Source organism: Bacillus cereus group sp. MG16, from assembly GCF_040459875.1.
Taxonomy (GTDB): Bacteria; Bacillota; Bacilli; order Bacillales; family Bacillaceae_G; genus Bacillus_A; species Bacillus_A paranthracis.
In genome coordinates, this window is the sequence record NZ_JARVHE010000001.1 from 2,669,266 (window position 1) to 2,694,206 (window position 24,941).

Here is a 24,941-nt window from a genome sequence, read left to right on the forward strand (position 1 = left end):
GTTTTTCAATAAAGGTAATTACATTTTCTTAAAGCTTCTCAAAACAAGATATTCCCACAATCTCCAAGGAAGAATTTTCTTTGCAAAGATCATAAATTTTACACCTTTACCGATTGGATAACGTAAATTCATACGCTTAGACTCAGCAATTTCTACAATTTTATTAGCAACATCTATCGGATTACCAAATGTATCACTGCCGCTATTAATATGTTTTTGTATTTTATCCATATATTCTTTGTATGGAGAGGTAGTTTCAGATTGATTTTCTGCTAATTGTTTACCAACTTCCCATATATTCGTGTTATAAGAACCAGGTTCCACTAACGCAACATTTATTCCGAACGGTTTTACTTCTAAACGAAGGGATTCACTCCATCCTTCTAATGCATGTTTTGAAGAAACGTAAGGAGATAGACCAGGGAATCCAACTTGACCACTAATGCTGCTTATATTAATAATTTTTCCGCTTTGTTGTTCTCTCATATAAGGTAAAACAAGCTGAGTAATTGATATAGCTCCAAAAAAGTTCGTTTCAAATTGTTTACGGTATTCCTCTACTGGAATTTCTTCTACAAAGCCACCATTTGCATATCCTGCATTATTAATGAGGAGGTCCACTTTGTTTATTTCTTTTAAAAATAATTGAAAGTTATGTAAAGAGTTTTGATCGGTTACATCTAATTGTTGAATTTTAATGTTTTGCTGTAAGTTGAGTTGAGTAACTTGAGATAATAAGTTTCCTTGTTTTTCAAGGTTTCTCATTGTTGCGATAACTAAATAATCTTTTTTTGCGAGTTCGAGTGTAGTTAATAGTCCGAATCCACTTGAAGCTCCTGTAATAACCGCGATTTGTTTATTCATTTTCTGCCAGCTTTCTTTTTCTTTTATCATAACGAGTTATGATAAGAAAATCTATTATTCTTACACTTTCTTTGAAAGCTATTCATGTTAATTCTATATTCTATGGTTTTTAAAGAGGGAATTATACGGACTTATCGTATATAGAGAAGTGAGTATGAATACGTTTATGAAATGAGGGAAGAGAGATGGCCCATGTGAAAGATGTATTAGCAGATCAGTTATTAGCGAATGCGAACGATCCTAGTTGGTATATTCCGTTTTCAGATGCAGTTAAGGGTTTATCTGAGAGGGAAGCTTTCTGGAAACCGAATGAAGAGAGTAACAGTATAGCTGAAATTGTACAACATTTATTGTATTGGAATTCTACGTGGCAAACTAGATATAAAGAATCGAATGTGAATGCTGTGCCTGCTATCGGAGATAATAACAAAAGTTTTATGCTTTCAAATAATCAAACTTTCGATGAATTACGAGAAAAACTACTAGAGAAACTGTTACTATGGCAAAATCTCATAAATGAAGAAAAGGTTGAAAGCGATGTAGTGGGATTTCCTGTTTCTGCAAAGTGGTGGGAAGTGCTAGCCAATGTAACTACTCATAATGCATATCATATCGGTCAAATTATTTACATCCGAAAATTACAGAAGAGTTTTGATGGTGAATAAGATAATAATTTTCAAATTAGGTGAACAAAAGTGGACAAAACGAGACTAATGTCTCATTTTGTCCACTTTTTTATTTTCAACATAGAGAGAAAACCTATTAAATCAAGGATTGGAAATTGGCACGGTACTTGCAATATAAAAGATGAACAAGAAAATAGGAGGGCTGAACATGTTAAAAACAACTGAAAGTAAAGGGAATGGAATTACGAAAGAACAAGCTCGCTGGATGTACGAAAAAATGTTAGAGATTCGTAAGTTTGAAGATAAGGTGCATGAATTATTCGCGCAAGGCGTTCTGCCAGGTTTCGTCCATTTATACGCTGGGGAAGAAGCGGTAGCAGTTGGTGTATGTGCCCACTTAACGGATAGTGACAGTATTACAAGTACGCATAGAGGACATGGACACTGTATCGCAAAAGGTTGTGATTTAAACGGTATGATGGCTGAACTTTTCGGGAAAGCGACAGGATTATGTAAAGGTAAAGGCGGATCCATGCATATTGCTGATTTAGATAAAGGAATGCTTGGTGCAAATGGCATTGTAGGTGGTGGTTTCCCGCTTGCTTGCGGTTCGGCATTAACAGCTAAATATAAAGGAACGAAAGATGTAAGTGTTTGTTTCTTCGGTGATGGAGCAAATAATGAAGGAACATTCCATGAAGGAGTTAACTTAGCGGCGATTTGGAAGTTACCAGTTATTTTTATCGCTGAAAATAACGGTTACGGTGAAGCAACGACATTTGAATATGCTTCAAGTTGTGATTCTATTGCGGATCGTGCGAAAGCTTATAACATTCCAGGTGTTCAAGTGGATGGAAAAGATCTGCTAGCTGTATATAAAGCTGCTGAGGAAGCAGTAGAACGTGCGCGTAATGGCGGTGGTCCAACAATAATTGAATGTATGACATATCGTAATTACGGTCATTTCGAAGGTGAAGCACAAACGTATAAAACTTCAGAAGAAAAAGAAGAACATTTAAATGAAAAAGATGCGATTGTGAATTTCCGTAAGCATTTAATTCATGAAGCTTTATTAACTGAATCTGAGCTTGTAGATATGGAAAAGGCAGTAGATGAAGCGGTTCAAAAATCAATTGAATTTAGTGAAAATAGTCCATATCCAGAGGATGAAGAGTTATTAAAAGATGTATACGTTTCTTACAAATAAGAGGAGGGTGAAAAATAATGACTAGAACAGTAAGTATGTCAACTGCAATTAATGAAGCGATGAAAATCTCAATGCGTCGTGATGAAAACGTAATTTTAATAGGAGAAGACGTTGCAGGTGGTGCACAAGTTGATCACTTGCAAGATGATGAAGCATGGGGCGGTGTTCTTGGTGTTACGAAAGGCCTTGTACAAGAATTTGGCCGAAATCGTATTTTAGATACACCAATTTCAGAAGCGGGTTACATGGGAGCAGCAATGGCAGCTGCGGCAACAGGGCTACGTCCGATTGCTGAATTAATGTTTAATGATTTTATCGGTAGTTGTCTTGATCAAGTATTAAACCAAGGTGCAAAGTTCCGCTATATGTTCGGTGGTAAAGCGAAAGTGCCAGTTACAGTACGTACGATGCATGGTGCAGGTTTTAGCGCAGCTGCACAACATTCACAAAGTTTGTATGCGTTATTTACGAGCATTCCAGGTATAAAAGTTGTCGTTCCTTCTACTCCATATGACGCAAAAGGCTTATTATTAGCGGCAATTGAAGATGAGGACCCAGTAATCTTCTTTGAAGATAAAACACTTTACAATATGAAAGGTGAAGTGCCGGAAGGGTATTATACAATTCCATTAGGTAAAGCTGATATAAAACGTGAAGGTTCTGATGTAACAATCGTCGCCATTGGAAAACAAGTTCATACAGCACTTGTAGCTGCTGAGCAATTATCGAAAAAAGGACTTGAAGTAGAAGTAATTGATCCACGTTCTTTATCACCACTGGATGAAGATACGATTTTAGCATCAGTTGAAAAAACAAATCGCCTTATTGTTATTGATGAAGCAAATCCAAGATGTAGTATCGCAACGGATATTGCGGCAATTGTAGCGGATAAAGGATTCGATTTGTTAGATGCACCAATTAAACGAATTACAGCACCACATACACCAGTTCCGTTCTCGCCACCACTTGAAAAGTTATATTTGCCAACGCCGGAAAAAGTAATTGAAACTGTATCAGAAATGATCGGAGACCAATCTTTATTACATGTGTAATAAAACGATGAGAAGGGAGAGAGAAGCATGGCTGTAGAAGTTGTAATGCCGAAGTTAGGTATGGCGATGAAAGAAGGTATTATTACGAGCTGGAATATTAAAGCAGGCGATCATGTATCAAAAGGTGAACTAATTGCTAGTATTAATTCGGAAAAAATCGAAACTGAAATAGAAGCACCAGCGGATGGAACTGTTCTTGATATAGCTGTAAGTGAAGATGAGGGAGTTCCACCTGGCACTGTCATTTGCTATATCGGTAAGCTGAACGAAAAAGTAGAAATCAATGAAAGTATAAATGTTGTAGAAGAAAAAGCACCTAATCTAGAGCTTAAAAAGGTCCAACATCCAGAACCATATGCGAAAGAAGTGGCGAAGCAAAGAATCAAAATTTCACCTGTAGCGAAGAAAATTGCAAAGTCTGAAAATCTAGATATCAAAGCATTAGTTGGTACAGGCCCCGGCGGAAGGATTACAAAAGTAGACGTATTAAAAGTGATTGAAGAAAGAGTAACAATTCCAGAAGTACTTGAACAAGAAGAAAGTAAAGTAATTCCTGTTACTGGTATGCGGAAAGCAATCGCAAACCGTATGCATGCAAGTTTACAAAATAGTGCGCAATTAACATTAACGATGAAAGTAGATGTTACAGATTTAGTTGCTTTACATAAAGAAATAACGGCAGTTGTACAAAAACGATACGATAACAAACTAACTATTACGGATTTCGTTTCTCGAGCTGTTGTATTAGCGCTTGGAGAGCATAAAGAAATGAACAGCGCTTATATGGATGATACAATTCATCAATTTGAACATGTTCATTTAGGCATGGCAGTCGCATTAGAAAAAGGATTAGTCGTTCCAGCTATTCGCTTTGCTAATAATCTATCTTTAGTAGAGTTATCTAAACAAATTAAAAACGTTGCACAAAAAGCAAGAGAAGGTAGTTTAAGTAGTGATGATATGCAAGGGACAACCTTTACAATTAGTAATTTAGGTAGCTTCGGTATTGAATATTTTACGCCAGTATTAAATACACCTGAAACTGGTATTTTAGGTGTAGGTGCAATTGAACATGTTCCAGTATATAAAGGGAAGAAAATAAAAAAAGGCAGTATGTTACCTTTAAGTTTAACATTCGATCATCGTGTATTAGATGGTGCACCAGCAGCTGCATTTTTACGCACAATTAAACGTTATTTAGAAGAACCTGTAACAATTCTTTTATAAAGAGAAGGTGAGAGAATGAGTAAACTAGTCGTTATTGGTGGCGGACCTGCTGGCTATGTAGCGGCAATTACCGCAGCTCAAAATGGAAAAGATGTCACTCTTATTGATGAAGCTGATCTTGGCGGGACTTGTTTAAATGTTGGGTGTATGCCTACAAAATCATTGTTAGAAAGTGCAGAAGTGCATGACATTGTGAGAAAAGCGAATCATTATGGAGTTACACTCAATAATGGAAGTATATCAATTGATTGGAAGCAAATGCAGGCGAGGAAATCACAAATCGTAACGCAGCTCGTTCAAGGAATTCAATATTTAATGAAGAAAAATAAAATAAAAGTTATACAAGGTAAAGCGAACTTTGAAACGGATCATCGTGTGCGAGTTATATACGGTGATAAAGAAGATGTAGTAGATGGAGAACAGTTCATTATAGCGGCAGGTTCAGAACCGACTGCATTACCCTTTGCTCCATTTGACGGAAAGTGGATTTTAAATAGCGGCCATGCAATGTCCATAGATTATATACCAAAATCATTATTAATCGTTGGCGGTGGTGTAATAGGATGCGAGTTTGCAAGTATTTATAGTCGTCTTGGAACAAAAGTTACGATTGTTGAAATGGCACCGCAATTATTACCAGGTGAAGATGAAGATATCGCACACATTTTAAGAGGGAAACTAGAAAATGATGGTGTAGAAATATTTACAGGAGCAGCTTTAAAAGGATTAAATACTTATAAGAAGCAGGCTTCATTTGAATATGAAGGAAGTATCCAAGAAGTTAATCCAGAATTTGTTCTCGTTTCTGTCGGCCGAAAACCACGTGTACAACAATTAGATTTAGAAAAAGCAGGCATTCAATATTCAAATAAAGGAATTTCTGTGAATGAACATATGCAAACCAATGTATCACATATTTATGCAGCAGGAGATGTGATTGGTGGAATCCAGCTTGCTCACGTTGCATTCCATGAAGGAACGACGGCAGCATTACACGCGAGTGGAGAAGATGTAAAAGTAAACTACCATGCTGTACCTCGCTGTATTTATACCGCTCCAGAAATTGCTAGTGTCGGTTTAACAGAAAAAGATGCAAGAGAGCAGTACGGTGACATACAAATTGGAGAATTTCCTTTTACAGCAAATGGAAAAGCGCTTATTATTGGAGAACAAACGGGTAAAGTAAAAGTCATTGTGGAACCTAAATATCAAGAAATTGTAGGGATTTCTATTATTGGTCCACGTGCAACCGAACTGATTGGACAAGGAACTGTAATGATTCATACAGAAGTTACTGCCGATATTATGAGAGATTATATTGCAGCGCATCCTACTTTATCTGAAGCGATTCATGAAGCGCTATTGCAAGCGGTAGGACATGCTGTACATGCTTAGATGGAAATATAATAAACCACTATTCTCTAAATGAATAAGAGAATAGTGGTTTGAATTTTTACGGGAGAAATTGAATATCCTATTATTTTTTTACGTCAATCGCTGAAGTAATATCGTTCCAATCAGCAGCTAAATTAGCAGTTTTACCGTACCAATCCGCATGTTTGAATACAACACCTTTTCCATAGCCTTGTGTTGAAGTATGCTCCCAAAGTGTCGTTGAATAACTTGCTGAAGGTGATGCTGTACTTACAGAGGAAATTCTGTCGTTCCAGCTAGATGGTAAGTTTTTAAAGCCGCTGCTCCAGTAAATATATTGGCCACCTTTATCTTTATGTTCATAAAAATCAGTACTACCAGCACCGCTACCTAAAGGATTAATTTTATTTTTAAGTACTTTTTTATCCTTTTCAATATAAGCATCTAATGTTTCGCGGCTAGTAAAACCATAAGCTAGCCAATCTCCATTTTCATTTTGCTCTGGTAATACCATAGTAATTTGGATGTCTTTCTTATCTTGATCACTTAATTTTGTAAGTGAATTAACATTCTGTTCATCCACTTTTAAATAATCAAAAGACTTAATTGTGTTACCTTTTTCTTCAGCACTTGCTACTCCTAGTCCTCCAGTTAATGCAAATCCCGCTACTAATGTACCTGCTACTAATTTTTTCAACATATAACCATCCCTTTTTGTTTAGATTTTTGTACAAGTGAATCTTTGTACTAGTAAAATGTATTCTAATTATCGACTATTGTAAATATTCTGAAGTTTTAGAAATAAAAGATGGAATATTTACAGTTTTGCATTTTTTCTTTAGAAAAAATAGTTATTAGAATGCTATAATAAATAGATATATCGCTTTTGTTGGATGTTGAAATGTTTTAGGAGGGAAGCTGAAGAAGTAACGATTTGTGCAAAAGATGTATTGCTGGAGATAGATTACTAGTAAACTTGATTACTTTACAAACAAAAAAACAGTCGTATTTGACTGTTTTTTATTTAATTGCTAAATTATCAAGTTTCCAATATGTATCTGTTAACGGCGCGGCTTTGCTATCTATGAATAAATACATATTATTTAAATCTTTTGGAGAAGTTTTCATATTAAATTCAATGTCAGTAGTTAAAGAAAACTCAGATGGAACCTTTTTAGCATTTTCATTTTGTATAACTGCACCTTCGTATTTTTCACCCGTTTTTTCATCTTTTATGAAATATTTTATTTCTGAAAGATCTATCGTTTGTCCGTCGGCACGAGCGTTATTTATTGTAACGCGAGCTGTGAGACGCCACTCTTTGTCTATTTTTTCGAATTTAGCATTTTCAACAGTTGCTCTATAGTATTCATTTTTAACTATTTCCCCATAATGCATTGCATTCTTTTCAAGAGCGCTCTTTTCTTGTTTTGGTGCAGTATTCCCGTTACATCCTGCCATAAGTCCTGTAAATAATAATGCTGTACAAGTTACTTTCATTATAGATTTCATAATAATTCCTTTCTGTGTTAAAAAGTAAAACATAGGCATAATTTTACATGAATAGGAAAGGAAATGGAAGTATATTTGCGGAATATCCAAATATACATTTATTTTGTTGTCAAGATAATTGAATAGAAAGAGGGAAAAAGCTGAATAAAACGGAGTGAATAAGAAGTGAAAATATTGTAAAGCGGAAGAGACATGCATATAATTAAAATAAGGATAAGATTTCAGAATCTTCAATAACGGAGGTGGACACATGTTTACTGAAGAGCGTAGAGAGAAAATTTTAGAGTTACTTAAGAAAAATGAAAGGGTAATTGCAAAGGATCTTGCGGAAAGTTTCGATATGTCTATCGATTCTATAAGAAGAGATTTGTCTATTATGGAGAAGGATGGCTTGTTAAAAAGAACACATGGAGGAGCAATTGAACTTGCTAGAGTACGGAATTTAGCTACCAAGCCATTGAAACGTTATAGTAATGGTTCTGTATATGAAGACGCAATTGCAAAAATCGCAGCTTCTTATACACAAGAAGGAGATTCCGTTTTTATTGGTGGAGCTTCCATTCATTATGCCATGTTAAAATATTTACCTGAAACATCATTTACAGTTATTACGAATGCTTTAGAAATTGCTAGTACGTTACGGGAATATAAGAACATTGATACGTACTTAATTGGTGGAAAGGTGAAACCATCAGGAAATATGACAGATACACTTGCCTCAGAATTGATAAGTAGACTCTCTATTGATCTGTATTTCTCTACAGGTGGTGGCATTTCATTGAATGGTATAAGTACTGCAACGCCTGAAGTTGCTTATTTTAGTAAAACAGTAAGTAAGATTGCTAAAAAGAATATTTGTTTAGCACCCCATAATAAACTCGGAATAGACGGCTTTATAAATGGAGTTTTACTGAAAGAAATTGATCTTATAATAACAGATGAAGAGGCTAGTAAAGAAACAATTCAAGAATTTGAGAAACAAGGTAAAAAAATTATAATAGCACCAATAGACTGCATTTAAAAGGAGTTTGTAATGATTATAAAAGGACAGGAGTTTCACATAAATGGATTAACTTATACAATTCGTTCTGCAGCTGAAGCAGATGCGGAACAGTTATCGGAAATTAGAGTTCAGATCGATGGAGAAACTGAAAATATGGATAGAGAAGCTGGAGAGGGATTTATAAATAAGATAGGATTTCAAAACATAATAAAAACAGATAGTGAAGAGAGTAAGAACCTGTTTTTAGTTGCAGAAGTGCACAATCGAATCGTTGGATTTTCAAGATGCGAAGGGGCAAATTTGAAGAGACTATCTCATAAAGTAGAATTTGGTGTTTGTATTTTAAAAGAGTTTTGGGGATATGGAATGGGTAAGAGTCTATTGCAACAATCTATTCATTGGGCTGATGAAAATGAGATTAAAAAGATATCATTACAAGTATTAGAAACAAATGAAAAAGCCATTCAGCTATATAAAAAATTAGGTTTTGAAGTAGAAGGTATTTTAAAAAATGATAAAAGGCTGTCGGATGGGAAGTATTATAATACGGTTGTAATGGGAAGATGTATTTGAGTCTGCGCATAAAAGAGGTGGGAATGTATGTTTTATAGAAGAAAGTACTATATAGTAAAAAGTGAATTTATTAAAATATTTAATGATCATTTCAATCATACGAACTTACCTAATCAGTTAAAGCATGGATCTAGGCTAATAGGGCGCTGGATGAAAGATAATAAGAATGGCACGACTGAAGTGTTTGCCATATGGGAATATGATAGTTATGAACAGTATAAAGAAATAGAATCAAAAATTAGAAGTGATGAGAAGCATACTAAAAAAATACACGAATGGTATGAAAAACATGGAGGGAAACAATATGTTTTTCAGGAGTACATAGTAGAGATGAAAAATGAAGAGTTAGTGTGTACTGTAAAGTGATAGAGAGGTGAGGGATAATGGGAATGAAAACAAAATTATATTTTAGAGTAGCATCCACAATTTTATTTGCAATAGCCGTGATTGTTTTCTTTATAAATGGCAATCCACAAAAGTGGTTTTGGTTATGTATTTTCTTTGCTTCCATTATACAAAATATAGTGCTACTAAAAAAGAATAAAGAAGTGCATTAAGATATTCAAATTATTAACATATTTGTGTCGTCTTTCTAGTTTTGTTGAAAACGCTTTTATTCAGTTTTATAATAAAAGTATGTTTTTTACAGATCTCCAAAACAATGAATAGGGAGATGATACAATGCTAGCTTCACCGTTTTACTTACATACATGGAAAAAGTTTGTTGATGAAGGTGTCCTTGATTCGAACCGTATAAATGAAAGAATTTCAGAGTCATGGTATCGATGTAAACAAGCAAATGTGAATCCTCATATGAATAAAGGTCAGAAAATTTTGTCTTCTAATGTTTTTCAAGACCAAAAGAAAAAGAGTGAAATCTTCCTAGATATAGCAATACCTCAAATACAAAATATGAGAAAAACCATTGATGAACTGCAAATGATGGCATTATTAATTGATCCAGACGGTTACGTTCTATCGTTAAGTGGAAATGAACAAACATTGAAACGAGCAAAACATATTAACTTCATTGAAGGTGTGAAATGGACGGAAGCAGCTGTTGGTACAAATGCGATAGGAACAGCGCTTGAGATTGAAGAGGCTATTATGATAAGTGGTACAGAGCATTATTCTGTCGCATCTCATAGCTGGAGCTGTGCGGCCGCTCCTATTCATAATGATGATGGGAAATTAATAGGCGTTCTAGATTTCTCTTGTCCGATTGAGTTTTCGCATCCATATATGCTCGGTATGGTAACTTCGATTGCACATGCGATTGAACGTGAATGTAGTATTCGAGTACATCAAAATGAACTGCAGTTAATCCATCGTTTTTTAGATGTAATTGATAGTGATGAACAAGTTGTAATTTGTAATCATCGTGATGTTATCGTTTCTGCAAGCAAGAGGGTTCGGGAACGAGTATGTAATTGGTCACGGATGAAACTTGAAGATTTAATGCAATATGGATTGAAGTTTAAATTAGAAGTGCCAGTATACAGTAATAACAGAATGATTGGGAAATGTATTTATGTAAAGGAAAATAAACAAGGAAATTTATTTTCAACTGTCCCACTTATAAACGGAATTACTTTCCCTGGAGTTATTGGGACGAGCAGTGCATTTCAACATACTTTAGAAGAAATTAAGCTTGTATCTCCAACTGACGCAAGTGTATATGTTTGTGGTGAAACAGGTGTAGGGAAAGAATATGTAGCGAGAGCGATTCATGAAAATAGTCCAAGAAAAAATGGTCCTTTAATAGCTGTTAACTGCGGTTCATTACCGAAAGAATTAATGGAAAGTGAATTGTTCGGTTATGCTGAAGGAGCGTTTACAGGTGCACGGCGCCAAGGATATAAAGGGAAATTCGAACAAGCAGACGGAGGAACAATATTTTTAGATGAAATTGGTGAAGTGCCACCAGAGATGCAAGTAGCATTATTGCGTGTTTTACAAGAACGAACAGTAACCCCAATTGGCAGTTCAAAAGAGGTGCCAGTTAATATTCGTATTATTACTGCGACACATAAAGATTTATTGCGATTAGTAGAAGAAGGGAAATTTCGTCAAGATTTATATTATCGCTTACATGTTTATCCACTATATGTTCCATCGTTAATAGAAAGAAAAGAGGATATTCCGTACTTCATACAACAATTTTGTGAACGAAAGAATTGGAATGTTGTATTTCCAAAAAGTATTTGTAATCAATTTTTTCAGCATACATGGCCCGGAAATATTCGAGAATTATTAAATGTATTAGAACGCATTTACATTTTGTCGCAAGGACGAGAAATATGCGAAAAACAAATCTCTTTTTTATTACAAACAATGATGGGAAATCAACCTCAATTTGAATTGCAAGCAGAAAATAAAACAGAGAACACATTAAATTTCCGTGAAAAAATACAGCGTGATAGCATGATTGAAGCGCTAGAAAAGACAAATGGAAATGTTTCATTAGCTGCAAAACTTTTAGATGTACCTCGAAGTACATTTTATAAACGAATGCAAAAATATAAGTTATAAAGTAGATTTTTGTAATCTACTTTTTCTTTGTGGGCTCATGTTCTGTCGGAATGTGCGCTTACCGGGGAAATAATAGAATAGTTAGAAATTAATTTCCGGAAGGAGGACTTATGTGAAGTATATTGAAATTGGCATCGGAAATAAGTGGTTTGTTCGAACAGAAACCGAAAATAAAGATGGAACTGAATTTGAAGAACGAGGAATTATAAAACCTATTTATTTTGAGTCACTGTACGTACGAATGTGGTTTCGGAAAACGTGTTTAATTTTTGATACGAAAGAAGGGTTTAAAAAGGTTAAGAAGAGGAGGACTGATTATAAATTTATAGTTGGAATTGTAAGTAGACTGAATAAAGAAAAAGTGTACTAACATACGTAGTTATATTGACCAGAAAATCTTTTTGACTTATATCAAATTCATGAAAAGCAATTTTTACAAATATAAATTGATAATAAAACCGCTAAGGAAACTTAGCGGTTTCTTTTTAAATAGGAGGGATTTTCGTATGAATAGGATCGTAACTGTTTTACTTGCAATTATTATAATGGGGTATTCTATTTATAGTTGGAATAATACTTCGGAACTGAGTATGCTAATTTTACAAACGCTTTTAGGGTTTATATTAGTTAGCTTAGGCGTGCAAAATTTAAAAAATAACGAAAAAGAAAATAGAAGTATAGGGATTGCTTTATTACTCGTGGCTTTGTTTTTAATTGTTGTATCTTTAATAAAATATTTTGTATGAATAAGTTTTTAAATTAATAAAAAATGATTATTTATTGAACCCCCCTCACAATAAAAAGTGGAATGTCAACACTAGACTGGACAATTTTTATAAGGTCTGTTTCTTATATTCCACTGGCGTTAAATAGCCTAGTGTTCCGTGAATTCGAATGTTGTTAAACCAATGAACATAATCATCAAGTTCAAGAGCGAGCTGTTCAAGAGAAGCGAAGTGTGCTCCGTTTGCGAATTCTGTTTTAAACACTTTGAACATCGCTTCGGCCACAGCGTTATCGTAGGGGCAGCCCTTCATACTTAATGATCGTTGAATTCTGAATGTTTCTAAAGCCTCTGAAATCAGTTTATTATCAAACTCTTTTCCTCGGTCTGTATGAAACATCTTGATGTTATGTAAATTTCCTTTAATACTCGCTAATGCTTTATACACAAGGTCTGCTGTCTTATTTGGACCAGCACTGTAACCTATAATTTCTCGGTTGAAAAGGTCCACAAATAAGCATACATAGTGCCATTTTTTTTCAACACGGACGTATGTTAAATCACTGACAACTACAGCTAATTGCTCTTCTTGTTTAAACTGACGTTGTAACTCATTTTTGATTGGTGCTTCATTACAGGTTTGTTTATACGGCTTGTATTGTGACACCGTATAATTTGATACAAGTCCTAATTGTTTCATAATTCGACCGATTCGACGTCTAGAAACGACCATCTTCTGTTTCTTTAATTCTACTTTGAGTTTACGAGTACCATAGTTACTATGGCTTTCTTTAAAGAGTCGTTCTATTTCGTTGGAAAGCTCAACGTCTTCTTTTTCATGTGCGTCTTGTTCACGCGGCTTGGCGTGATAGTAGTAGGTACTTTTGGCGATGTTAAGGACGTTACACATTGCTGATACTGAATATTTGTGAGTGTTATTTCGGATCACATCTATTTTCGTCCCATGATCAGCGCTGCTTGCTTTAAAATGTCATTCTCCATCATTAAACGTTGATTTTCTTTACGTAATCTGATTAACTCATTTTCTTCTTCTGTCCGATTTTCTTTAGCAGTAAATGTCCCAGTTTCTTGATGATTCTTAATCCAGCGATCCAACGCAGAAGGCGTTATTTCATATTCTCGACAGATATCTGCACGGGACTTTCCATTTCCATATAGCTTTACTAATTGAAGTTTAAATTCTGGTGTAAAAGTTCGACGTTGACGTGACATAGTAGCACGCTCCCTTAGGTTAGTATGTTAAGTCTACTAGCCCTTATAGTATCTGTCCAACTTAGTGTAGCCGATTCAAAGTTAAAATTCTACTTGTATTTCACTATATAAAATATGGCATAATGATTTAGTTAAAATAGAAATGGATAGGGTATTTGAGAGGGGCAGTATAATGAGCTTTGCAATAGAAATAGTAATAAAAGCACCAATGGATGTTGTATGTGACTACATAATAGAAGATGAAAAAATAAAAGAATGGAATACGTTTATAATAGAAAATCGCTATCCTTCAAATATGGATAAAGAGAATCCACGTGTAGGAGATAAATATATTACTGTTCAAAAAGTCGGTAAGAAAATATTCGAGGCTGAAGTAGAAATCCTTGAATACGATGCACCTCATATTATTTCACTTGGCAGTGAAATGAAGCAAGGTTATTCGGCAATGACTTATATGTTAGAAGAAGAAGAGGAGGGTACAGCACTGACATTAATTTCAGAATATGAACCTAGTAATCTTTACTATAAAATTATGTATAAGTTAACAGGCTGGATTTCACGAGGTTTAACTATGGAACAAATTGAGCGTCTAGCAGAATGTGTAGAAACTGCTTATCATAAAGAAGTTTAATTTTAAAGATATGTATGAAGGTAAAAGCGTTACTCAATCTCATGAGTAACGCTTTTACTGTTTAAAGATTTTTTATTGAAAACCTCAATAGCTCTTTCATATATTTCTTTATCAACACAAAATCTTTCTGTTATCCAATAATTAAGTTCAGAAGATGTAATGATGTGTTCTCTTTTCTTACCTTGGAAATATCGTTTTAAAACATTATTATTAATAGAAGTTGGAATACCATCGATATAACCGAAAATCTGAATTTTCTTTAATACAGGAGATGTATGCCAATCGTTAGACTTTGTAATGAGTTCTTTCATACTTGATAAATGTATTGGATCTGTATGTAAGATTTTTGCTGGACCTGGATTTCTAGCAATTTTAATCTTATTATTTGAGACTTCATAAGTGAAAGTTTCTCTTACATTACTTACTTGAAATGATTCATAAAGTGGGTAAGCTTGGAATAAAGGTGCACAATAACCAACATCAACATAATAAGGTTGGTCTAAATTAACCCGTAAACATAAATGTCCGGGATCCATATACATATAATGAACATCAAAACCAAGATTTGATAATAACCAATGGAATCCAATTGAGTGCGTCCAACAAGTACCCCCGAGACCTTTTGTTGTAATACGGTTTATGTATGTCTCAATGGAAGGAAAATAATTGCCTGTTTCATTACCTTTTTCCCAGTCAATTATTTTAGTAAGAGTTTCCCATTTTATTTTTTCTTGATGAGCTTTAATAAGCTCATTTAAAAATTTTAAGCTAGTAGGCTGTTTTGTCGTATCTAAAAATGATAGAAAGCTATTTACTAGTTGTACTTGGTTCATTTTCTTATCCTTTCTATATAGAAATCGTTTTTGGTATTATTATACAATAGATATCAGAAAATACAGGTATTTATTAATGGAGTGGGAGAGAATTATATGTCTATGTCGCTATATTATAAAAAAATCCGGGAGAAATTAGGTCATGAACTAATTTTTATACCGAGTGTAGCTGCTGTTATTAAAAATGAGCAAGGGGAAATCTTATTTCAATATCCTGGCGGAGAATACTGGAGCTTGCCAGCTGGAGCAATTGAGCCTGGAGAAACTCCAGAAGAAGCGGTAGTTCGTGAAGTGTGGGAAGAAACAGGATTGAAAGTGCAAGTAAAAAAACAAAAAGGGGTGTTTGGAGGAGAAGAGTATCGCCATACATATTCGAATGGCGATCAAGTAGAATATATTGTTGTTGTGTTTGAATGTGAAGTTTCCAGTGGCAAGCTGAAGTCAATTGATGGTGAATCTTTAAAACTACAATATTTCTCATTATCTGAAAAGCCTCCTTTGGCACTACCATACCCAGATAAAATATTTTTATAGATGTAAAATAGCACACCTTACTTATTGAAGGTGTGCTATTTATATAACCCTGTCGTATACATTTCAGTTAACGTATGCACAATCTCTTCTAGGTCGATCTTTTTATCATTTTGCACAATCGTCCAAAGAAACATCTCATTCATTGCGAACCAAGCACGTGCTACAATTTCTTTATTTAATTCAGGATGTGCTAACCCATTTTCTTGAGAGTATGTAATATCTTGCGTAATGCTGTTTATAAAGCGTTCTCGGATCTCATCCCATTTTTGACGTATCTCTTTTGATAAACCAATTGCTTCCTGCACAATTTGTAAAATAGCTCGTTCTTTCTTTGCTAGTTGTAGAAATGCTCTAACTTGATTTTGAATCATAACACTCGCTTCTTCTTTTGTTTGGGGCGAAAAGGAGCGCTCAGCAATATCATAAAATTGATTCATAACATCTTCCATTAAGACAATGAGGAGATCATCTTTGTTTTTGAAGTATACATATGCCGTTCCATAACCAGTTTCTGCATGTTTAATAATTTGTGTAATGGTTGTTTTCTGAAATCCATTATTAATAAAAACAATGTAGCCGGAATGTAAAAGTTTCTTTTTAGTTTCTAAGGAGCGGTGTTTTCTTGATGAAAGAGTAGTGTTTTTCAAAGAATCACCTCTTTATACTGAAATATCTGAAAATATAACTGTATTGTAAAAGAAATTCATATATAAAGTCAACTGACATAATATCATTGACGTTATATCAACTAAGGTGATATATTTCAATTAGTTAGAATAAAAAGAAAATTAAGAGAAGGTGACACCATGTATAAAGAACCATTTCAACCAACTTATGAGTATGCGCTTGAATGTGATAAACATGATGAACTGAAAGATTTTCAAACTGAATTTTATAAAAAAGAAGGAACAATATATTTAGATGGAAACTCATTAGGGCTACTTTCAAAAAGAGCAGAAAAATCATTACTTACTTTGCTAGATTCATGGAAAGAGTATGGCATTGACGGCTGGACCGAGGGTGAGCATCCGTGGTTTTTCCTTTCGGAGAAATTAGGTGAATTGACTGCACCTCTTATTGGAGCTTTACCAGAAGAAACTATTGTAACCGGTTCCACGACAACGAATATTCATCAAGTAATCGCAACTTTCTATGAGCCGAAAGGAATTCGCACAAAAATTCTTGCGGATGAGTTGACATTCCCGTCTGATATATATGCACTTCAAAGTCAAATTCGTTTAAAAGGATTAGATCCAGATGAGCATTTAGTACGAGTGAAGAGCCGAGATGGTAGAACACTTTCTGAAGATGATATTATTCATGCAATGACAGATGATATCGCGTTAATTTTATTACCTTCTGTACTATATAGAAGTGGCCAAGTTCTTGATATGAAACGTTTAACAGCGGAAGCACATAAGCGTGGTATCCATATCGGATTTGATTTATGTCATTCGATTGGTTCTATTCCGCATCATTTCAAAGAATGGGATGTTGATTTCGCTATTTGGTGTAATTATAAATACTTAAATGCAGGACCTGGTGGTGTTGCTGGTCTTTATGTAAATAAAAAGCATTGTAATAGACTTCCAGGATTGTCTGGATGGTTCAGCTCTAGAAAAGATAAGCAGTTTGATATGGAACATATATTAACTGCAGCTGATCATGCAGGTGCATATCAAATTGGTACCCCTCACGTATTAAGTACAGCGCCGTTAATCGGTTCTCTTGAAATTTTTAAAGAGGCTGGTATACAACGTTTACGTGAAAAATCTTTACATATTACAAGATACATGCTTAATTTAATTGCTCATGAATTAAGTGATTTTGGATTTACAATTGGAAATCCATTAGAGGATGAAAAACGAGGCGGGCATATTTATTTAGAGCATGCAGAAGCAGCACGTATATGTAAAGCGTTAAAAGCAAATGGAGTAATTCCAGATTTTAGAGCGCCAAATGGAGTGAGACTTGCGCCAGTTGCTTTATATAATACGTACGAAGAAGTATGGCAGTCTGTTATAATTTTAAAGAAAATTATGAAAGATGAAGAGTATAAGCAATTTGAAAATAAGCGAGAGGTTGTGGCATAAGTATGAAAACATCAGAGTGGATTGATATTTCACAACCGCTAAATAATGATATTGCTACTTGGCCAGGGGATACACCGTTCTCGTATGAAGTATCATGGTCAAAAGAAGAGAGTGGCTCAGTAAATGTCGGAAAGTTAACGATGAGTATTCATACAGGCACTCATATTGATGCACCGTTTCATTTTGATAATGATGGAAAGAAAGTGTTAGATTTAGATATCCAAGTTTATGTCGGACCTACGCGAATCATTGACGTTTCTAATCTTGAAAGCATTGGGAAAAAGGAATTAGAGGAATTTCATTTAGAAGGCGTAGAACGCTTGTTGTTACGTACATCTTCACATGGTAAAGCGAATGAATTCCCAGATATAATCCCGCATTTACGTGCGGATATAGCACCGTTTCTTTCAGAAAAAGGTATACGTTTAATCGGGGTGGATGTACCATCAGTTGATCCATTAGATGATAAAGAATTAGCAGCGCATCATCAATTGTTTAAACATGGCATACACATCTTAGAAAATGTCGTACTAGATCACGTAGCAGATGGCGATTATGAATTGATTGCATTACCACTTGCCTTAACAGATGCAGATGGAAGTCCAGTTCGAGCAGTTATTAGACCAATATAAGTAGAAATATATATAAAGGGGCGTTTTGCTAATATGAAAGAAAACGAAAAGGTAATTATGGAAAAAGGGATTCATACGGACTTTAAAGAGAATATGACGTACGGGGAATATTTACAATTAGATAGTTTACTATCTTCTCAAAAGAGATTATCAGACCACCATGATGAAATGTTGTTCATCGTTATTCACCAAGCAAGTGAGCTTTGGATGAAGCTTATTTTACATGAGTTACATGCAGCAATTGAATCTATTAAACAAGACAAATTACAACCAGCTTTTAAAATGTTAGCACGTGTATCAAAAATTCAATCACAAATTATTCAATCTTGGGATATTCTTGCGACATTAACACCATCCGAGTACATTGAGTTTCGTGACTCGCTCGGTCAAGCTTCAGGTTTTCAATCGTATCAATATCGTATGATTGAGTATGCACTTGGTTATAAAACGCCGCATGCATTGAAAATTTATGAAAAAGATCCAGAATTACACGCTCGACTTCATACAGCGCTACATGCACCAAGTTTGTATGATGTCGCAATTCAAGCTCTTGTAAAAGAAGGATTTCCTATTCATAAAGATGTGTTGAATCGTGATATTACGCAGCCTTATGAAGAAGACGCAACAGTAGAAGCGGCATGGCTTGAAGTGTATACGGATGTAAAAAAATATTGGGATTTATACCAACTTGCTGAAAAATTAATTGATATCGAAGATTGGCTACAACAATGGCGTTTCCGTCATATGAAAACAGTAGAACGCATTATTGGACATAAAATGGGAACAGGTGGCTCTTCTGGTGTATCTTATTTAAAACGAGTACTTGATCAACGCTTCTTCCCAGAGCTTTGGAATGTTCGCACAAAATTATAAAAACAAACCTGTCAGTTCATTACTGGCAGGTTTGTTTTTTATTTGAACCCAAGTATGTTTTAATTAAAGCTACAAGATATAATAAATTAGGTAATGATTTAATTGGAGGTAAAGTATTGGATTTCAAGCAGCTAGAAAATAAATTTGAAAAGAAAAAAGTGAATACATTTCTTGTTTATCAAAAAGGAGAATTAACAACTGAGTATTATAAAACACCCGAATGTACAAATAACTTATATAAAATAAATTCGATTACAAAAAGTATCGTATCTTTATTAATTGGTATTGCAATTGATAAAGGCTATATAAATGATATACATACACCTATTACAGAGTGGATTGAAAATGTATCTGAGGAAAAACAGGATTTGACTCTGTATCATTTATTAACGATGACTACAGGAGAAGATTGGAAGGAGTTTGGGAATGGGGTTGTTTTCCCAAATGATTTTGTAGAATCGGATAACTGGGTGCAGTACATATTAGAAAAACCAATAATTGAAGAACCGGCTACAAAAATGAATTATAACTCAGGTTCTTCGCATTTACTTAGTTACATTATCCAAAAAGCTACTGGAATGCCGACAGAGCAGTTTGCGAAAAGATATGTATTTGATCCATTAGAAATTACTGAATATGAGTGGCAGCAAGATCCGCAAGGAATACATGTCGGCGGCTTTGGAATGAAAATGAAGTCTAAAGATTTATTAAAGTTAGGAATATTATGTTTGCAGAATGGATATTGGCAGGGGAATGAAATTGTATCATCGAAATGGTTAGAAGAATCCAGTACGGCTCTATTTGAAACGTATGAGCATGTCGGGGCATATGGATATCACTGGTGGGTATTGAATAACGAAAGATTTCACATACCGTATTGTATGTACTTTGCTATGGGATATGGCGGGCAATACATCGTTATCATTCCGCAGTTAGAGGTCATTGCTGTAATAAGTAGTCATATGCCTAAACGTGGGCTCGTTCCATTAAAGTTATTTATCGAGCATGTACAGGAGAATTATAAGTTTGTATGAGAAGAGGAGGGACTGTATGGGGGATGTAAAAACATTATCTCTATTTAGACTATGTTTAAGCCTTCTAGCATTTAGTGCAATCATTACGCAATTTATAATACGGGCACAAGTGAAACCGTTCAATCCAGTTAACTTTTTTAGTTTCTTCACTATCGAAAGTAACATTTTAGTTGCATGTATTCTCCTTTTAAGTAGTATCGGAACAGCTACATTTGGTCGATCAGAACAGTTTGGTATACTTCGTGGTGCAGCAACTGTATACATACTTACGACTGGACTCATTTATTTTTTATTATTAAGAGGGTTAGAAGAATCACTTCAAACCGCAATACCATGGGTAAATACGGTGTTACATTATATCATGCCAATCGCAATGCTTTTAGATTGGATTTTAAATCCGCCTAGTAAGAAAATCACTTGGAAACAAGCCGCAAATTGGCTCTTATTCCCGTTTTTTTATGTTTTATATAGCTTAATACGTGGTCCAATCGCGAATTGGTATCCTTATCCGTTTTTAGATCCGAGAATAGGTGGATATGGTAGAGTACTTTTATACAGTATAGGGATAGCAGTTGTAATTGGCGCTATTTGTATATTGGTAAAATTTTTAGGGAATCGAAATTTTAGAAATGAAAGAAACCCGGCTGTTTAAATTCATAACAGCCGTGTTTCTTTCATTTTATCTACTCGTTTTCTGAAACGACATTTTAATAAATTTCTCCGTCTTCGTTTCAAACTCTACATCAACAAAAACACCATATTCTTTTCCATCCTCGCGTAGCCATAATTTAAATTTTTCAACTGTTATTTGAACGGTTTTTGGTTTTCTACCTATATGAAGGTAATCAATAATCTCTGCTTTTGGGTATTGTTCTTTCGTTTTTTCTACAGCAAGTTTACCCCATTCCGCATACGGCGGCTGTGCATGAACAATTGCTGAGCCTGTATATATATTTGAACATATTGTTAGGAACAGAATAACGAGTACGACACGCTTTAACAATTTTTTCATAATGAACTCCTTTTACCTTTTTTTATATTGTTTACATACTTTTTCTACGATATTAGTTTGAATTTTTTTGTCTTCTTTACATAAAAGCGAGGCTTTTACAAAACATAACCAAGAAATCATTTCCGTAATTAAGGAGGGAAAATTATGCGCCAAAAAGCTGTTTTTAAAATAGCAGTTTTGCTTGCGTTCATAGGACTGTCTTTCATGGTCAGTAGTATACAACTAAAAAATGTAGAAGCCTTTTCTAATCAAGTCATTCAAAGGGGAGCATCTGGCGAAGATGTCATTGAACTGCAATCTCGTTTGAAATATAACGGATTTTATACAGGAAAAGTGGATGGGGTTTTCGGCTGGGGTACATACTGGGCACTTCGAAATTTTCAAGAGAAATTCGGTTTACCTGTTGATGGTTTAGCCGGAGCTAAAACGAAGCAAATGCTCGTGAAGGCAACGAAGTATGATAAGTCAACTGCTAATAAAGGAACGACAACGAATAAAGGAAATAGTGGTGGTACAGCACAAGGAAATAAACCACCTCAAAATAAAGGGACAAATGTTCCAAATGGCTATTCCCAAAACGACATTCAGCTTATGGCAAACGCAGTATATGGAGAATCTCGTGGTGAGCCGTACTTAGGACAAGTTGCAGTCGCTGCAGTTATTTTAAATCGTGTTACAAGTGCATCATTTCCAAATACTGTTTCGGGTGTGATTTTTGAGCCAAGAGCATTTACAGCGGTAGCAGACGGACAAATATATTTAACACCAAATGAAACAGCAAAAAAAGCTGTATTAGATGCAATTAATGGATGGGATCCAACAGGAAACGCATTGTATTATTTCAATCCAGATACTGCAACAAGTAAATGGATTTGGACTCGTCCACAAATTAAAAAGATCGGGAAACATATTTTCTGTAAATAGAGCGGAGGTGGAACTATGTTACGAGGTATTATAATCGTATTATTAACAGTTGGTGTAGTTGGAACTGGATACTGGGGCTATAAAGAGCACCAAGAAAAGAATGCAGTATTAATTCGAGCAGAAAATAGCTATCAACGTGCGTTTCATGATTTAGCGTATGAGGTTGATTTATTGCACGATAAAATTGGAACAACGCTTGCGATGAATTCGCGCGCATCTTTATCGCCTGCATTAGCAGATGTATGGAGATTAACATCGGAAGCTCGTTCGGATGTAGGACAACTTCCTTTAACATTAATGCCTTTTAATAAAACGGAAGAATTTTTAGCGAATATCGGTGATTTTAGTTACCGTGCAGCCATTCGTGATTTAGAAAAAGAACCGTTAAATGATCAAGAATACAAAACGTTGCAAACTTTATATTCCAATGCAGGGAATATACAAGATGAACTAAGAAAAGTGCAACATCTTGTTTTGAAAAACAATTTACGCTGGATGGATGTTGAGATGGCACTCGCATCAAATCGTGATCCTGCAGACAATACAATTATTGACGGATTAAAGACAGTAGAAAAAAATGTAACATCGTATTCATCTACAAACTTCGGACCGACCTTTACAAGTGCACAAAAAAATAAAAAAGGTGGATTTGCAGCAGAAGGAAAAGCAATTTCAAAAGATGAAGCGGCGAAAATTGCAAAATCGTTTTTAAATTTAAAAGGAAATGAAAAAGTAGAAGTCGAGAAAAGCGGAAAAGGTGCGAAAGAATCTTTCTATAGTGTGAAAATTAAAGACGAGGCAACGAATAATGAGTTTTATATGGATATTACCGGAAAAGGCGGATATCCAATTTGGGTTATGAATAATCGAGAAATTAAAGAACAGAAAATTAGTTTAAACGATGCAGGAAGTAACGGTTTGAAATTCTTAAAGGACCATAAGTTTCATAATATGGAGCTTTATGATAGCTCACAATATGATAATGTTGGAGTATTTACGTATGTAGTAAATGAGAATGGCGTACGAATTTATCCAGAGGCAATTCAAATGAAAATTGCTTTAGATGACGGTTCTATCGTCGGATTTTCGGCGAAAGAATATTTAGCATCACATCAAAAACGAACAATCCCTTCGGCAAAGCTAACCGCAGCAGAAGCAAGAAAGAAAATAAACCCTGATGTAAAGGTAATGGAAGAGCGAAAAGCAATGGTAGTAAACGATTTGCATAACGAAGTACTTTGCTATGAATTTGTAGGTACGTTAGGGAAAGATACGTACCAAATTTTCATTAATGCAAATAGCGGAGCAGAAGAAAAAGTGAAGAAAATGCAAGCTGTTGAAAAAATTTATGATTAAACTTGAATGGTAAAGTGGTGAGAATAATGAAAATCTTAATATATATATTGATGGTTTGTTTATTAATAACTGGATGCAGTATTGGAAAAAAAGATAATCCAAATGAAAAGCCCGAGCAAAAAAATGTTTCAATGAAAAATGTTAATTATACAAATAAGTCAAATAAGCCAAATGAAAAAGCAGCGGACCATTTAGCATCTTTAGCGGCAAGTGTGCCAGGTGTAAATGATGCGACAGCGGTAGTAGTTGGGAAATATGCTATTGTAGGAATTGATGTAAAAGCGAAACTAGATCGAACACGTGTTGAGTCCATAAAATACTCTGTTGCAGAAAGCTTAAAAAACGATCCTGATGGTGCTAATGCAGTCGTTGTAGCAGATGTTGATACGTATGAAAGACTGAAACAAATTGGAAAGCAAATTAAAAAAGGAAAAACAGGTGAAGGTATACTGGATGAGTTAGCAGCAATTGTTGGCCGAGTAATGCCACAAGTTCCAAATGACATGATTGAAAATCGAGAAACGAATCCAATAAAAGATAATGATAAACAATTACCAAAAGATGAAGAGCAAGAACTGAGAAAAGAACAGAATGACCAATCAAATAATCATTTAAATAAATAAATTTAACAGTAACCCTGTACTAAATTGTACAGGGTTTTTTAATATAATATTAAATATTCAGTTTATTTTTAAGGGAATATATGGTTTAATTATTATGGGAGGGACAACTGTTATGATGAAAAAAAGCACAATAATATTATGTAGTTTATGCTTAGGTTTCAGTATGACAGCGTGTGAACAGAAGAAAGAAGTAAAAAAGCACACAGCGACTTCTTCTACTGTAATGGAAAATCAGAAGAAAGAATCTATCAATATAAATCATTTTTCAAATATAAATGAAGGAATGACTTATAAAGAAGTAAAAGATTTAATTGGTTTTGAAGGGGATTTACTCATAGAAGAAGGGGTGGAACATTCTACACAAATTAAGCAAATTTTTGCTTGGAAGGGAAGCAATCCAACTGCATTAGTTGAAATTACATTTTTAGATGGCAAAGTACATTCTAAAGTGCAGCAAGGTTTAAGTTAA

The 24,941-nt window shown here is 34.6% G+C and carries 30 protein-coding genes; 23 read left to right on the forward strand and 7 right to left on the reverse strand.

The genetic code is table 11. The annotated features are described in order from the left end of the window. Window positions 1-18: 18 nt before the first annotated feature. Window positions 19-864, reverse strand: a complete 846-nt coding sequence (locus QCI73_RS13790; protein ID WP_353823151.1) for an oxidoreductase — start codon at window positions 862-864, stop codon at window positions 19-21. 185 nt (window positions 865-1,049) lie between these two features. Here QCI73_RS13790 and QCI73_RS13795 point away from each other — a divergent pair, with 185 nt between their 5' ends. From QCI73_RS13795 to lpdA, 5 genes are all read left to right on the forward strand, one after another. Further along, window positions 1,050-1,529 (forward strand): DinB family protein, encoded by a 480-nt coding sequence (locus QCI73_RS13795; protein ID WP_000951609.1) that lies wholly within the window; start codon window positions 1,050-1,052, stop codon window positions 1,527-1,529. A gap of 169 nt (window positions 1,530-1,698) precedes the next feature. Beyond that, entirely contained in the window at window positions 1,699-2,697 is a 999-nt protein-coding gene (acoA, locus tag QCI73_RS13800; RefSeq protein ID WP_000921306.1) for an acetoin:2,6-dichlorophenolindophenol oxidoreductase subunit alpha, read from the forward strand. Window positions 2,698-2,714: 17 nt separating this feature from the next. Then, window positions 2,715-3,749, forward strand: coding sequence for an acetoin:2,6-dichlorophenolindophenol oxidoreductase subunit beta (acoB, locus tag QCI73_RS13805; RefSeq protein WP_353823152.1), 1,035 nt, complete (start codon window positions 2,715-2,717; stop codon window positions 3,747-3,749). A 27-nt stretch (window positions 3,750-3,776) separates the two neighbouring features. Continuing rightward, complete coding sequence (locus QCI73_RS13810; protein ID WP_353823153.1) at window positions 3,777-4,976, forward strand: dihydrolipoamide acetyltransferase family protein; 1,200 nt, start codon at window positions 3,777-3,779, stop codon at window positions 4,974-4,976. Window positions 4,977-4,991: 15 nt separating this feature from the next. Beyond that, complete coding sequence (gene lpdA, locus QCI73_RS13815; RefSeq protein WP_353823154.1) at window positions 4,992-6,371, forward strand: dihydrolipoyl dehydrogenase; 1,380 nt, start codon at window positions 4,992-4,994, stop codon at window positions 6,369-6,371. Between the two features lie 82 nt (window positions 6,372-6,453). Here lpdA and QCI73_RS13820 read toward each other — a convergent pair whose 3' ends face one another. Continuing rightward, window positions 6,454-7,050 carry a hypothetical protein gene (locus tag QCI73_RS13820; protein WP_000914447.1) on the reverse strand — a complete coding sequence of 199 codons (597 nt, stop codon included), beginning with the start codon at window positions 7,048-7,050 and terminating at the stop codon, window positions 6,454-6,456. Window positions 7,051-7,370: 320 nt separating this feature from the next. Next, window positions 7,371-7,862, reverse strand: coding sequence for a hypothetical protein (locus QCI73_RS13825; protein WP_327923825.1), 492 nt, complete (start codon window positions 7,860-7,862; stop codon window positions 7,371-7,373). A 250-nt stretch (window positions 7,863-8,112) separates the two neighbouring features. Between QCI73_RS13825 and QCI73_RS13830 the strand changes: the two genes are divergently transcribed. From QCI73_RS13830 to QCI73_RS13860, 7 genes are all read left to right on the forward strand, one after another. Beyond that, window positions 8,113-8,883, forward strand: a complete 771-nt coding sequence (locus tag QCI73_RS13830; RefSeq protein WP_353823155.1) for a DeoR/GlpR family DNA-binding transcription regulator — start codon at window positions 8,113-8,115, stop codon at window positions 8,881-8,883. Between the two features lie 12 nt (window positions 8,884-8,895). Next, window positions 8,896-9,438, forward strand: a complete 543-nt coding sequence (locus QCI73_RS13835; RefSeq protein WP_262726029.1) for a GNAT family N-acetyltransferase — start codon at window positions 8,896-8,898, stop codon at window positions 9,436-9,438. A gap of 27 nt (window positions 9,439-9,465) precedes the next feature. Then, window positions 9,466-9,804: an NIPSNAP family protein gene (locus QCI73_RS13840; protein WP_262726030.1), complete on the forward strand. Its 339-nt coding sequence runs from the start codon at window positions 9,466-9,468 to the stop codon at window positions 9,802-9,804. A gap of 17 nt (window positions 9,805-9,821) precedes the next feature. After that, complete coding sequence (locus QCI73_RS13845) at window positions 9,822-9,995, forward strand: hypothetical protein (RefSeq protein WP_262726031.1); 174 nt, start codon at window positions 9,822-9,824, stop codon at window positions 9,993-9,995. A gap of 124 nt (window positions 9,996-10,119) precedes the next feature. Continuing rightward, a complete protein-coding gene (locus tag QCI73_RS13850; protein ID WP_353823156.1) occupies window positions 10,120-11,970 on the forward strand; it encodes a sigma-54-dependent Fis family transcriptional regulator in 1,851 nt (616 codons plus the stop codon). Window positions 11,971-12,082: 112 nt separating this feature from the next. Next, the gene (locus tag QCI73_RS13855) at window positions 12,083-12,340 is read left to right on the forward strand and encodes a DUF3977 family protein (protein ID WP_353823157.1); all 258 of its coding nucleotides are present in this window, start codon (window positions 12,083-12,085) and stop codon (window positions 12,338-12,340) included. Between the two features lie 136 nt (window positions 12,341-12,476). Continuing rightward, entirely contained in the window at window positions 12,477-12,716 is a 240-nt protein-coding gene (locus QCI73_RS13860; protein WP_001080080.1) for a DUF3953 domain-containing protein, read from the forward strand. An 87-nt stretch (window positions 12,717-12,803) separates the two neighbouring features. Here QCI73_RS13860 and QCI73_RS13865 read toward each other — a convergent pair. After that, a protein-coding gene (locus tag QCI73_RS13865) for an IS3 family transposase (RefSeq protein ID WP_353823158.1) occupies window positions 12,804-13,927 on the reverse strand; the annotation gives its coding sequence in 2 pieces (ribosomal slippage) (window positions 12,804-13,681 and window positions 13,681-13,927; 1,125 coding nt in all). A gap of 172 nt (window positions 13,928-14,099) precedes the next feature. Here QCI73_RS13865 and QCI73_RS13870 point away from each other — a divergent pair. Next, a complete protein-coding gene (locus tag QCI73_RS13870; RefSeq protein WP_353823159.1) occupies window positions 14,100-14,558 on the forward strand; it encodes an SRPBCC family protein in 459 nt (152 codons plus the stop codon). 29 nt (window positions 14,559-14,587) lie between these two features. Here the strand turns inward: QCI73_RS13870 and QCI73_RS13875 are convergent, their stop codons facing one another. Next, entirely contained in the window at window positions 14,588-15,391 is an 804-nt protein-coding gene (locus tag QCI73_RS13875) for an arylamine N-acetyltransferase (protein WP_353823160.1), read from the reverse strand. A gap of 96 nt (window positions 15,392-15,487) precedes the next feature. Here QCI73_RS13875 and QCI73_RS13880 point away from each other — a divergent pair, with 96 nt between their 5' ends. After that, a complete protein-coding gene (locus tag QCI73_RS13880) occupies window positions 15,488-15,925 on the forward strand; it encodes an NUDIX hydrolase (protein WP_327923832.1) in 438 nt (145 codons plus the stop codon). 35 nt (window positions 15,926-15,960) lie between these two features. Here the strand turns inward: QCI73_RS13880 and QCI73_RS13885 are convergent, their stop codons facing one another. Beyond that, window positions 15,961-16,572 carry a TetR/AcrR family transcriptional regulator gene (locus tag QCI73_RS13885; protein ID WP_327923833.1) on the reverse strand — a complete coding sequence of 204 codons (612 nt, stop codon included), beginning with the start codon at window positions 16,570-16,572 and terminating at the stop codon, window positions 15,961-15,963. Between the two features lie 159 nt (window positions 16,573-16,731). On the opposite strand from QCI73_RS13885, the gene kynU reads away from it, so the two are divergent. The 5 genes from kynU to QCI73_RS13910 all read left to right on the forward strand — a co-directional run bounded on the left by kynU (window position 16,732) and on the right by QCI73_RS13910 (window position 21,209). Then, window positions 16,732-18,018 (forward strand): kynureninase, encoded by a 1,287-nt coding sequence (gene kynU, locus QCI73_RS13890; protein ID WP_353823161.1) that lies wholly within the window; start codon window positions 16,732-16,734, stop codon window positions 18,016-18,018. 2 nt (window positions 18,019-18,020) lie between these two features. Beyond that, window positions 18,021-18,650, forward strand: a complete 630-nt coding sequence (gene kynB, locus QCI73_RS13895; RefSeq protein WP_327923835.1) for an arylformamidase — start codon at window positions 18,021-18,023, stop codon at window positions 18,648-18,650. Window positions 18,651-18,683: 33 nt separating this feature from the next. Next, entirely contained in the window at window positions 18,684-19,523 is an 840-nt protein-coding gene (gene kynA, locus QCI73_RS13900; RefSeq protein ID WP_353823162.1) for a tryptophan 2,3-dioxygenase, read from the forward strand. 116 nt (window positions 19,524-19,639) lie between these two features. Continuing rightward, complete coding sequence (locus tag QCI73_RS13905; protein ID WP_262726216.1) at window positions 19,640-20,557, forward strand: serine hydrolase domain-containing protein; 918 nt, start codon at window positions 19,640-19,642, stop codon at window positions 20,555-20,557. A gap of 16 nt (window positions 20,558-20,573) precedes the next feature. Next, a complete protein-coding gene (locus tag QCI73_RS13910; protein WP_353823163.1) occupies window positions 20,574-21,209 on the forward strand; it encodes a Pr6Pr family membrane protein in 636 nt (211 codons plus the stop codon). Window positions 21,210-21,236: 27 nt separating this feature from the next. Here QCI73_RS13910 and QCI73_RS13915 read toward each other — a convergent pair whose 3' ends face one another. Beyond that, a complete protein-coding gene (locus QCI73_RS13915; protein WP_353823164.1) occupies window positions 21,237-21,569 on the reverse strand; it encodes a DUF3889 domain-containing protein in 333 nt (110 codons plus the stop codon). Window positions 21,570-21,713: 144 nt separating this feature from the next. Between QCI73_RS13915 and sleB the strand changes: the two genes are divergently transcribed. The 4 genes from sleB to QCI73_RS13935 all read left to right on the forward strand — a co-directional run bounded on the left by sleB (window position 21,714) and on the right by QCI73_RS13935 (window position 24,941). After that, window positions 21,714-22,493: a spore cortex-lytic enzyme gene (gene sleB / locus QCI73_RS13920; protein ID WP_353823165.1), complete on the forward strand. Its 780-nt coding sequence runs from the start codon at window positions 21,714-21,716 to the stop codon at window positions 22,491-22,493. Window positions 22,494-22,508: 15 nt separating this feature from the next. After that, window positions 22,509-23,849, forward strand: coding sequence for a germination protein YpeB (ypeB, locus tag QCI73_RS13925; protein WP_353823166.1), 1,341 nt, complete (start codon window positions 22,509-22,511; stop codon window positions 23,847-23,849). Between the two features lie 26 nt (window positions 23,850-23,875). Beyond that, window positions 23,876-24,472, forward strand: coding sequence for a YhcN/YlaJ family sporulation lipoprotein (locus QCI73_RS13930; RefSeq protein ID WP_262726218.1), 597 nt, complete (start codon window positions 23,876-23,878; stop codon window positions 24,470-24,472). A 112-nt stretch (window positions 24,473-24,584) separates the two neighbouring features. Next, on the forward strand, window positions 24,585-24,941 hold the full coding sequence (locus QCI73_RS13935; RefSeq protein WP_353823167.1) for a hypothetical protein: 357 nt from the start codon (window positions 24,585-24,587) through the stop codon (window positions 24,939-24,941).

What these genes read in the sequence shown, in the direction of transcription:
- QCI73_RS13825 (WP_327923825.1), bottom strand. Translation starts at nt 7,862, where the DNA reads ATGAAATCTATAATGAAAGTAACTTGTACAGCATTATTATTTACAGGA.
- kynU (WP_353823161.1), top strand. Translation starts at nt 16,732, where the DNA reads ATGTATAAAGAACCATTTCAACCAACTTATGAGTATGCGCTTGAATGT.
- QCI73_RS13845 (WP_262726031.1), top strand. Translation starts at nt 9,822, where the DNA reads ATGGGAATGAAAACAAAATTATATTTTAGAGTAGCATCCACAATTTTA.
- QCI73_RS13850 (WP_353823156.1), top strand. Translation starts at nt 10,120, where the DNA reads ATGCTAGCTTCACCGTTTTACTTACATACATGGAAAAAGTTTGTTGAT.
- QCI73_RS13835 (WP_262726029.1), top strand. Translation starts at nt 8,896, where the DNA reads ATGATTATAAAAGGACAGGAGTTTCACATAAATGGATTAACTTATACA.
- QCI73_RS13915 (WP_353823164.1), bottom strand. Translation starts at nt 21,569, where the DNA reads ATGAAAAAATTGTTAAAGCGTGTCGTACTCGTTATTCTGTTCCTAACA.
- QCI73_RS13910 (WP_353823163.1), top strand. Translation starts at nt 20,574, where the DNA reads ATGGGGGATGTAAAAACATTATCTCTATTTAGACTATGTTTAAGCCTT.
- QCI73_RS13935 (WP_353823167.1), top strand. Translation starts at nt 24,585, where the DNA reads ATGATGAAAAAAAGCACAATAATATTATGTAGTTTATGCTTAGGTTTC.
- ypeB (WP_353823166.1), top strand. Translation starts at nt 22,509, where the DNA reads ATGTTACGAGGTATTATAATCGTATTATTAACAGTTGGTGTAGTTGGA.
- QCI73_RS13860 (WP_001080080.1), top strand. Translation starts at nt 12,477, where the DNA reads ATGAATAGGATCGTAACTGTTTTACTTGCAATTATTATAATGGGGTAT.
- kynB (WP_327923835.1), top strand. Translation starts at nt 18,021, where the DNA reads ATGAAAACATCAGAGTGGATTGATATTTCACAACCGCTAAATAATGAT.
- acoA (WP_000921306.1), top strand. Translation starts at nt 1,699, where the DNA reads ATGTTAAAAACAACTGAAAGTAAAGGGAATGGAATTACGAAAGAACAA.
- QCI73_RS13830 (WP_353823155.1), top strand. Translation starts at nt 8,113, where the DNA reads ATGTTTACTGAAGAGCGTAGAGAGAAAATTTTAGAGTTACTTAAGAAA.
- QCI73_RS13820 (WP_000914447.1), bottom strand. Translation starts at nt 7,050, where the DNA reads ATGTTGAAAAAATTAGTAGCAGGTACATTAGTAGCGGGATTTGCATTA.
- sleB (WP_353823165.1), top strand. Translation starts at nt 21,714, where the DNA reads ATGCGCCAAAAAGCTGTTTTTAAAATAGCAGTTTTGCTTGCGTTCATA.
- QCI73_RS13840 (WP_262726030.1), top strand. Translation starts at nt 9,466, where the DNA reads ATGTTTTATAGAAGAAAGTACTATATAGTAAAAAGTGAATTTATTAAA.
- QCI73_RS13795 (WP_000951609.1), top strand. Translation starts at nt 1,050, where the DNA reads ATGGCCCATGTGAAAGATGTATTAGCAGATCAGTTATTAGCGAATGCG.
- QCI73_RS13810 (WP_353823153.1), top strand. Translation starts at nt 3,777, where the DNA reads ATGGCTGTAGAAGTTGTAATGCCGAAGTTAGGTATGGCGATGAAAGAA.
- lpdA (WP_353823154.1), top strand. Translation starts at nt 4,992, where the DNA reads ATGAGTAAACTAGTCGTTATTGGTGGCGGACCTGCTGGCTATGTAGCG.
- kynA (WP_353823162.1), top strand. Translation starts at nt 18,684, where the DNA reads ATGAAAGAAAACGAAAAGGTAATTATGGAAAAAGGGATTCATACGGAC.
- QCI73_RS13930 (WP_262726218.1), top strand. Translation starts at nt 23,876, where the DNA reads ATGAAAATCTTAATATATATATTGATGGTTTGTTTATTAATAACTGGA.
- QCI73_RS13870 (WP_353823159.1), top strand. Translation starts at nt 14,100, where the DNA reads ATGAGCTTTGCAATAGAAATAGTAATAAAAGCACCAATGGATGTTGTA.
- QCI73_RS13880 (WP_327923832.1), top strand. Translation starts at nt 15,488, where the DNA reads ATGTCTATGTCGCTATATTATAAAAAAATCCGGGAGAAATTAGGTCAT.
- QCI73_RS13790 (WP_353823151.1), bottom strand. Translation starts at nt 864, where the DNA reads ATGAATAAACAAATCGCGGTTATTACAGGAGCTTCAAGTGGATTCGGA.
- QCI73_RS13875 (WP_353823160.1), bottom strand. Translation starts at nt 15,391, where the DNA reads ATGAACCAAGTACAACTAGTAAATAGCTTTCTATCATTTTTAGATACG.
- acoB (WP_353823152.1), top strand. Translation starts at nt 2,715, where the DNA reads ATGACTAGAACAGTAAGTATGTCAACTGCAATTAATGAAGCGATGAAA.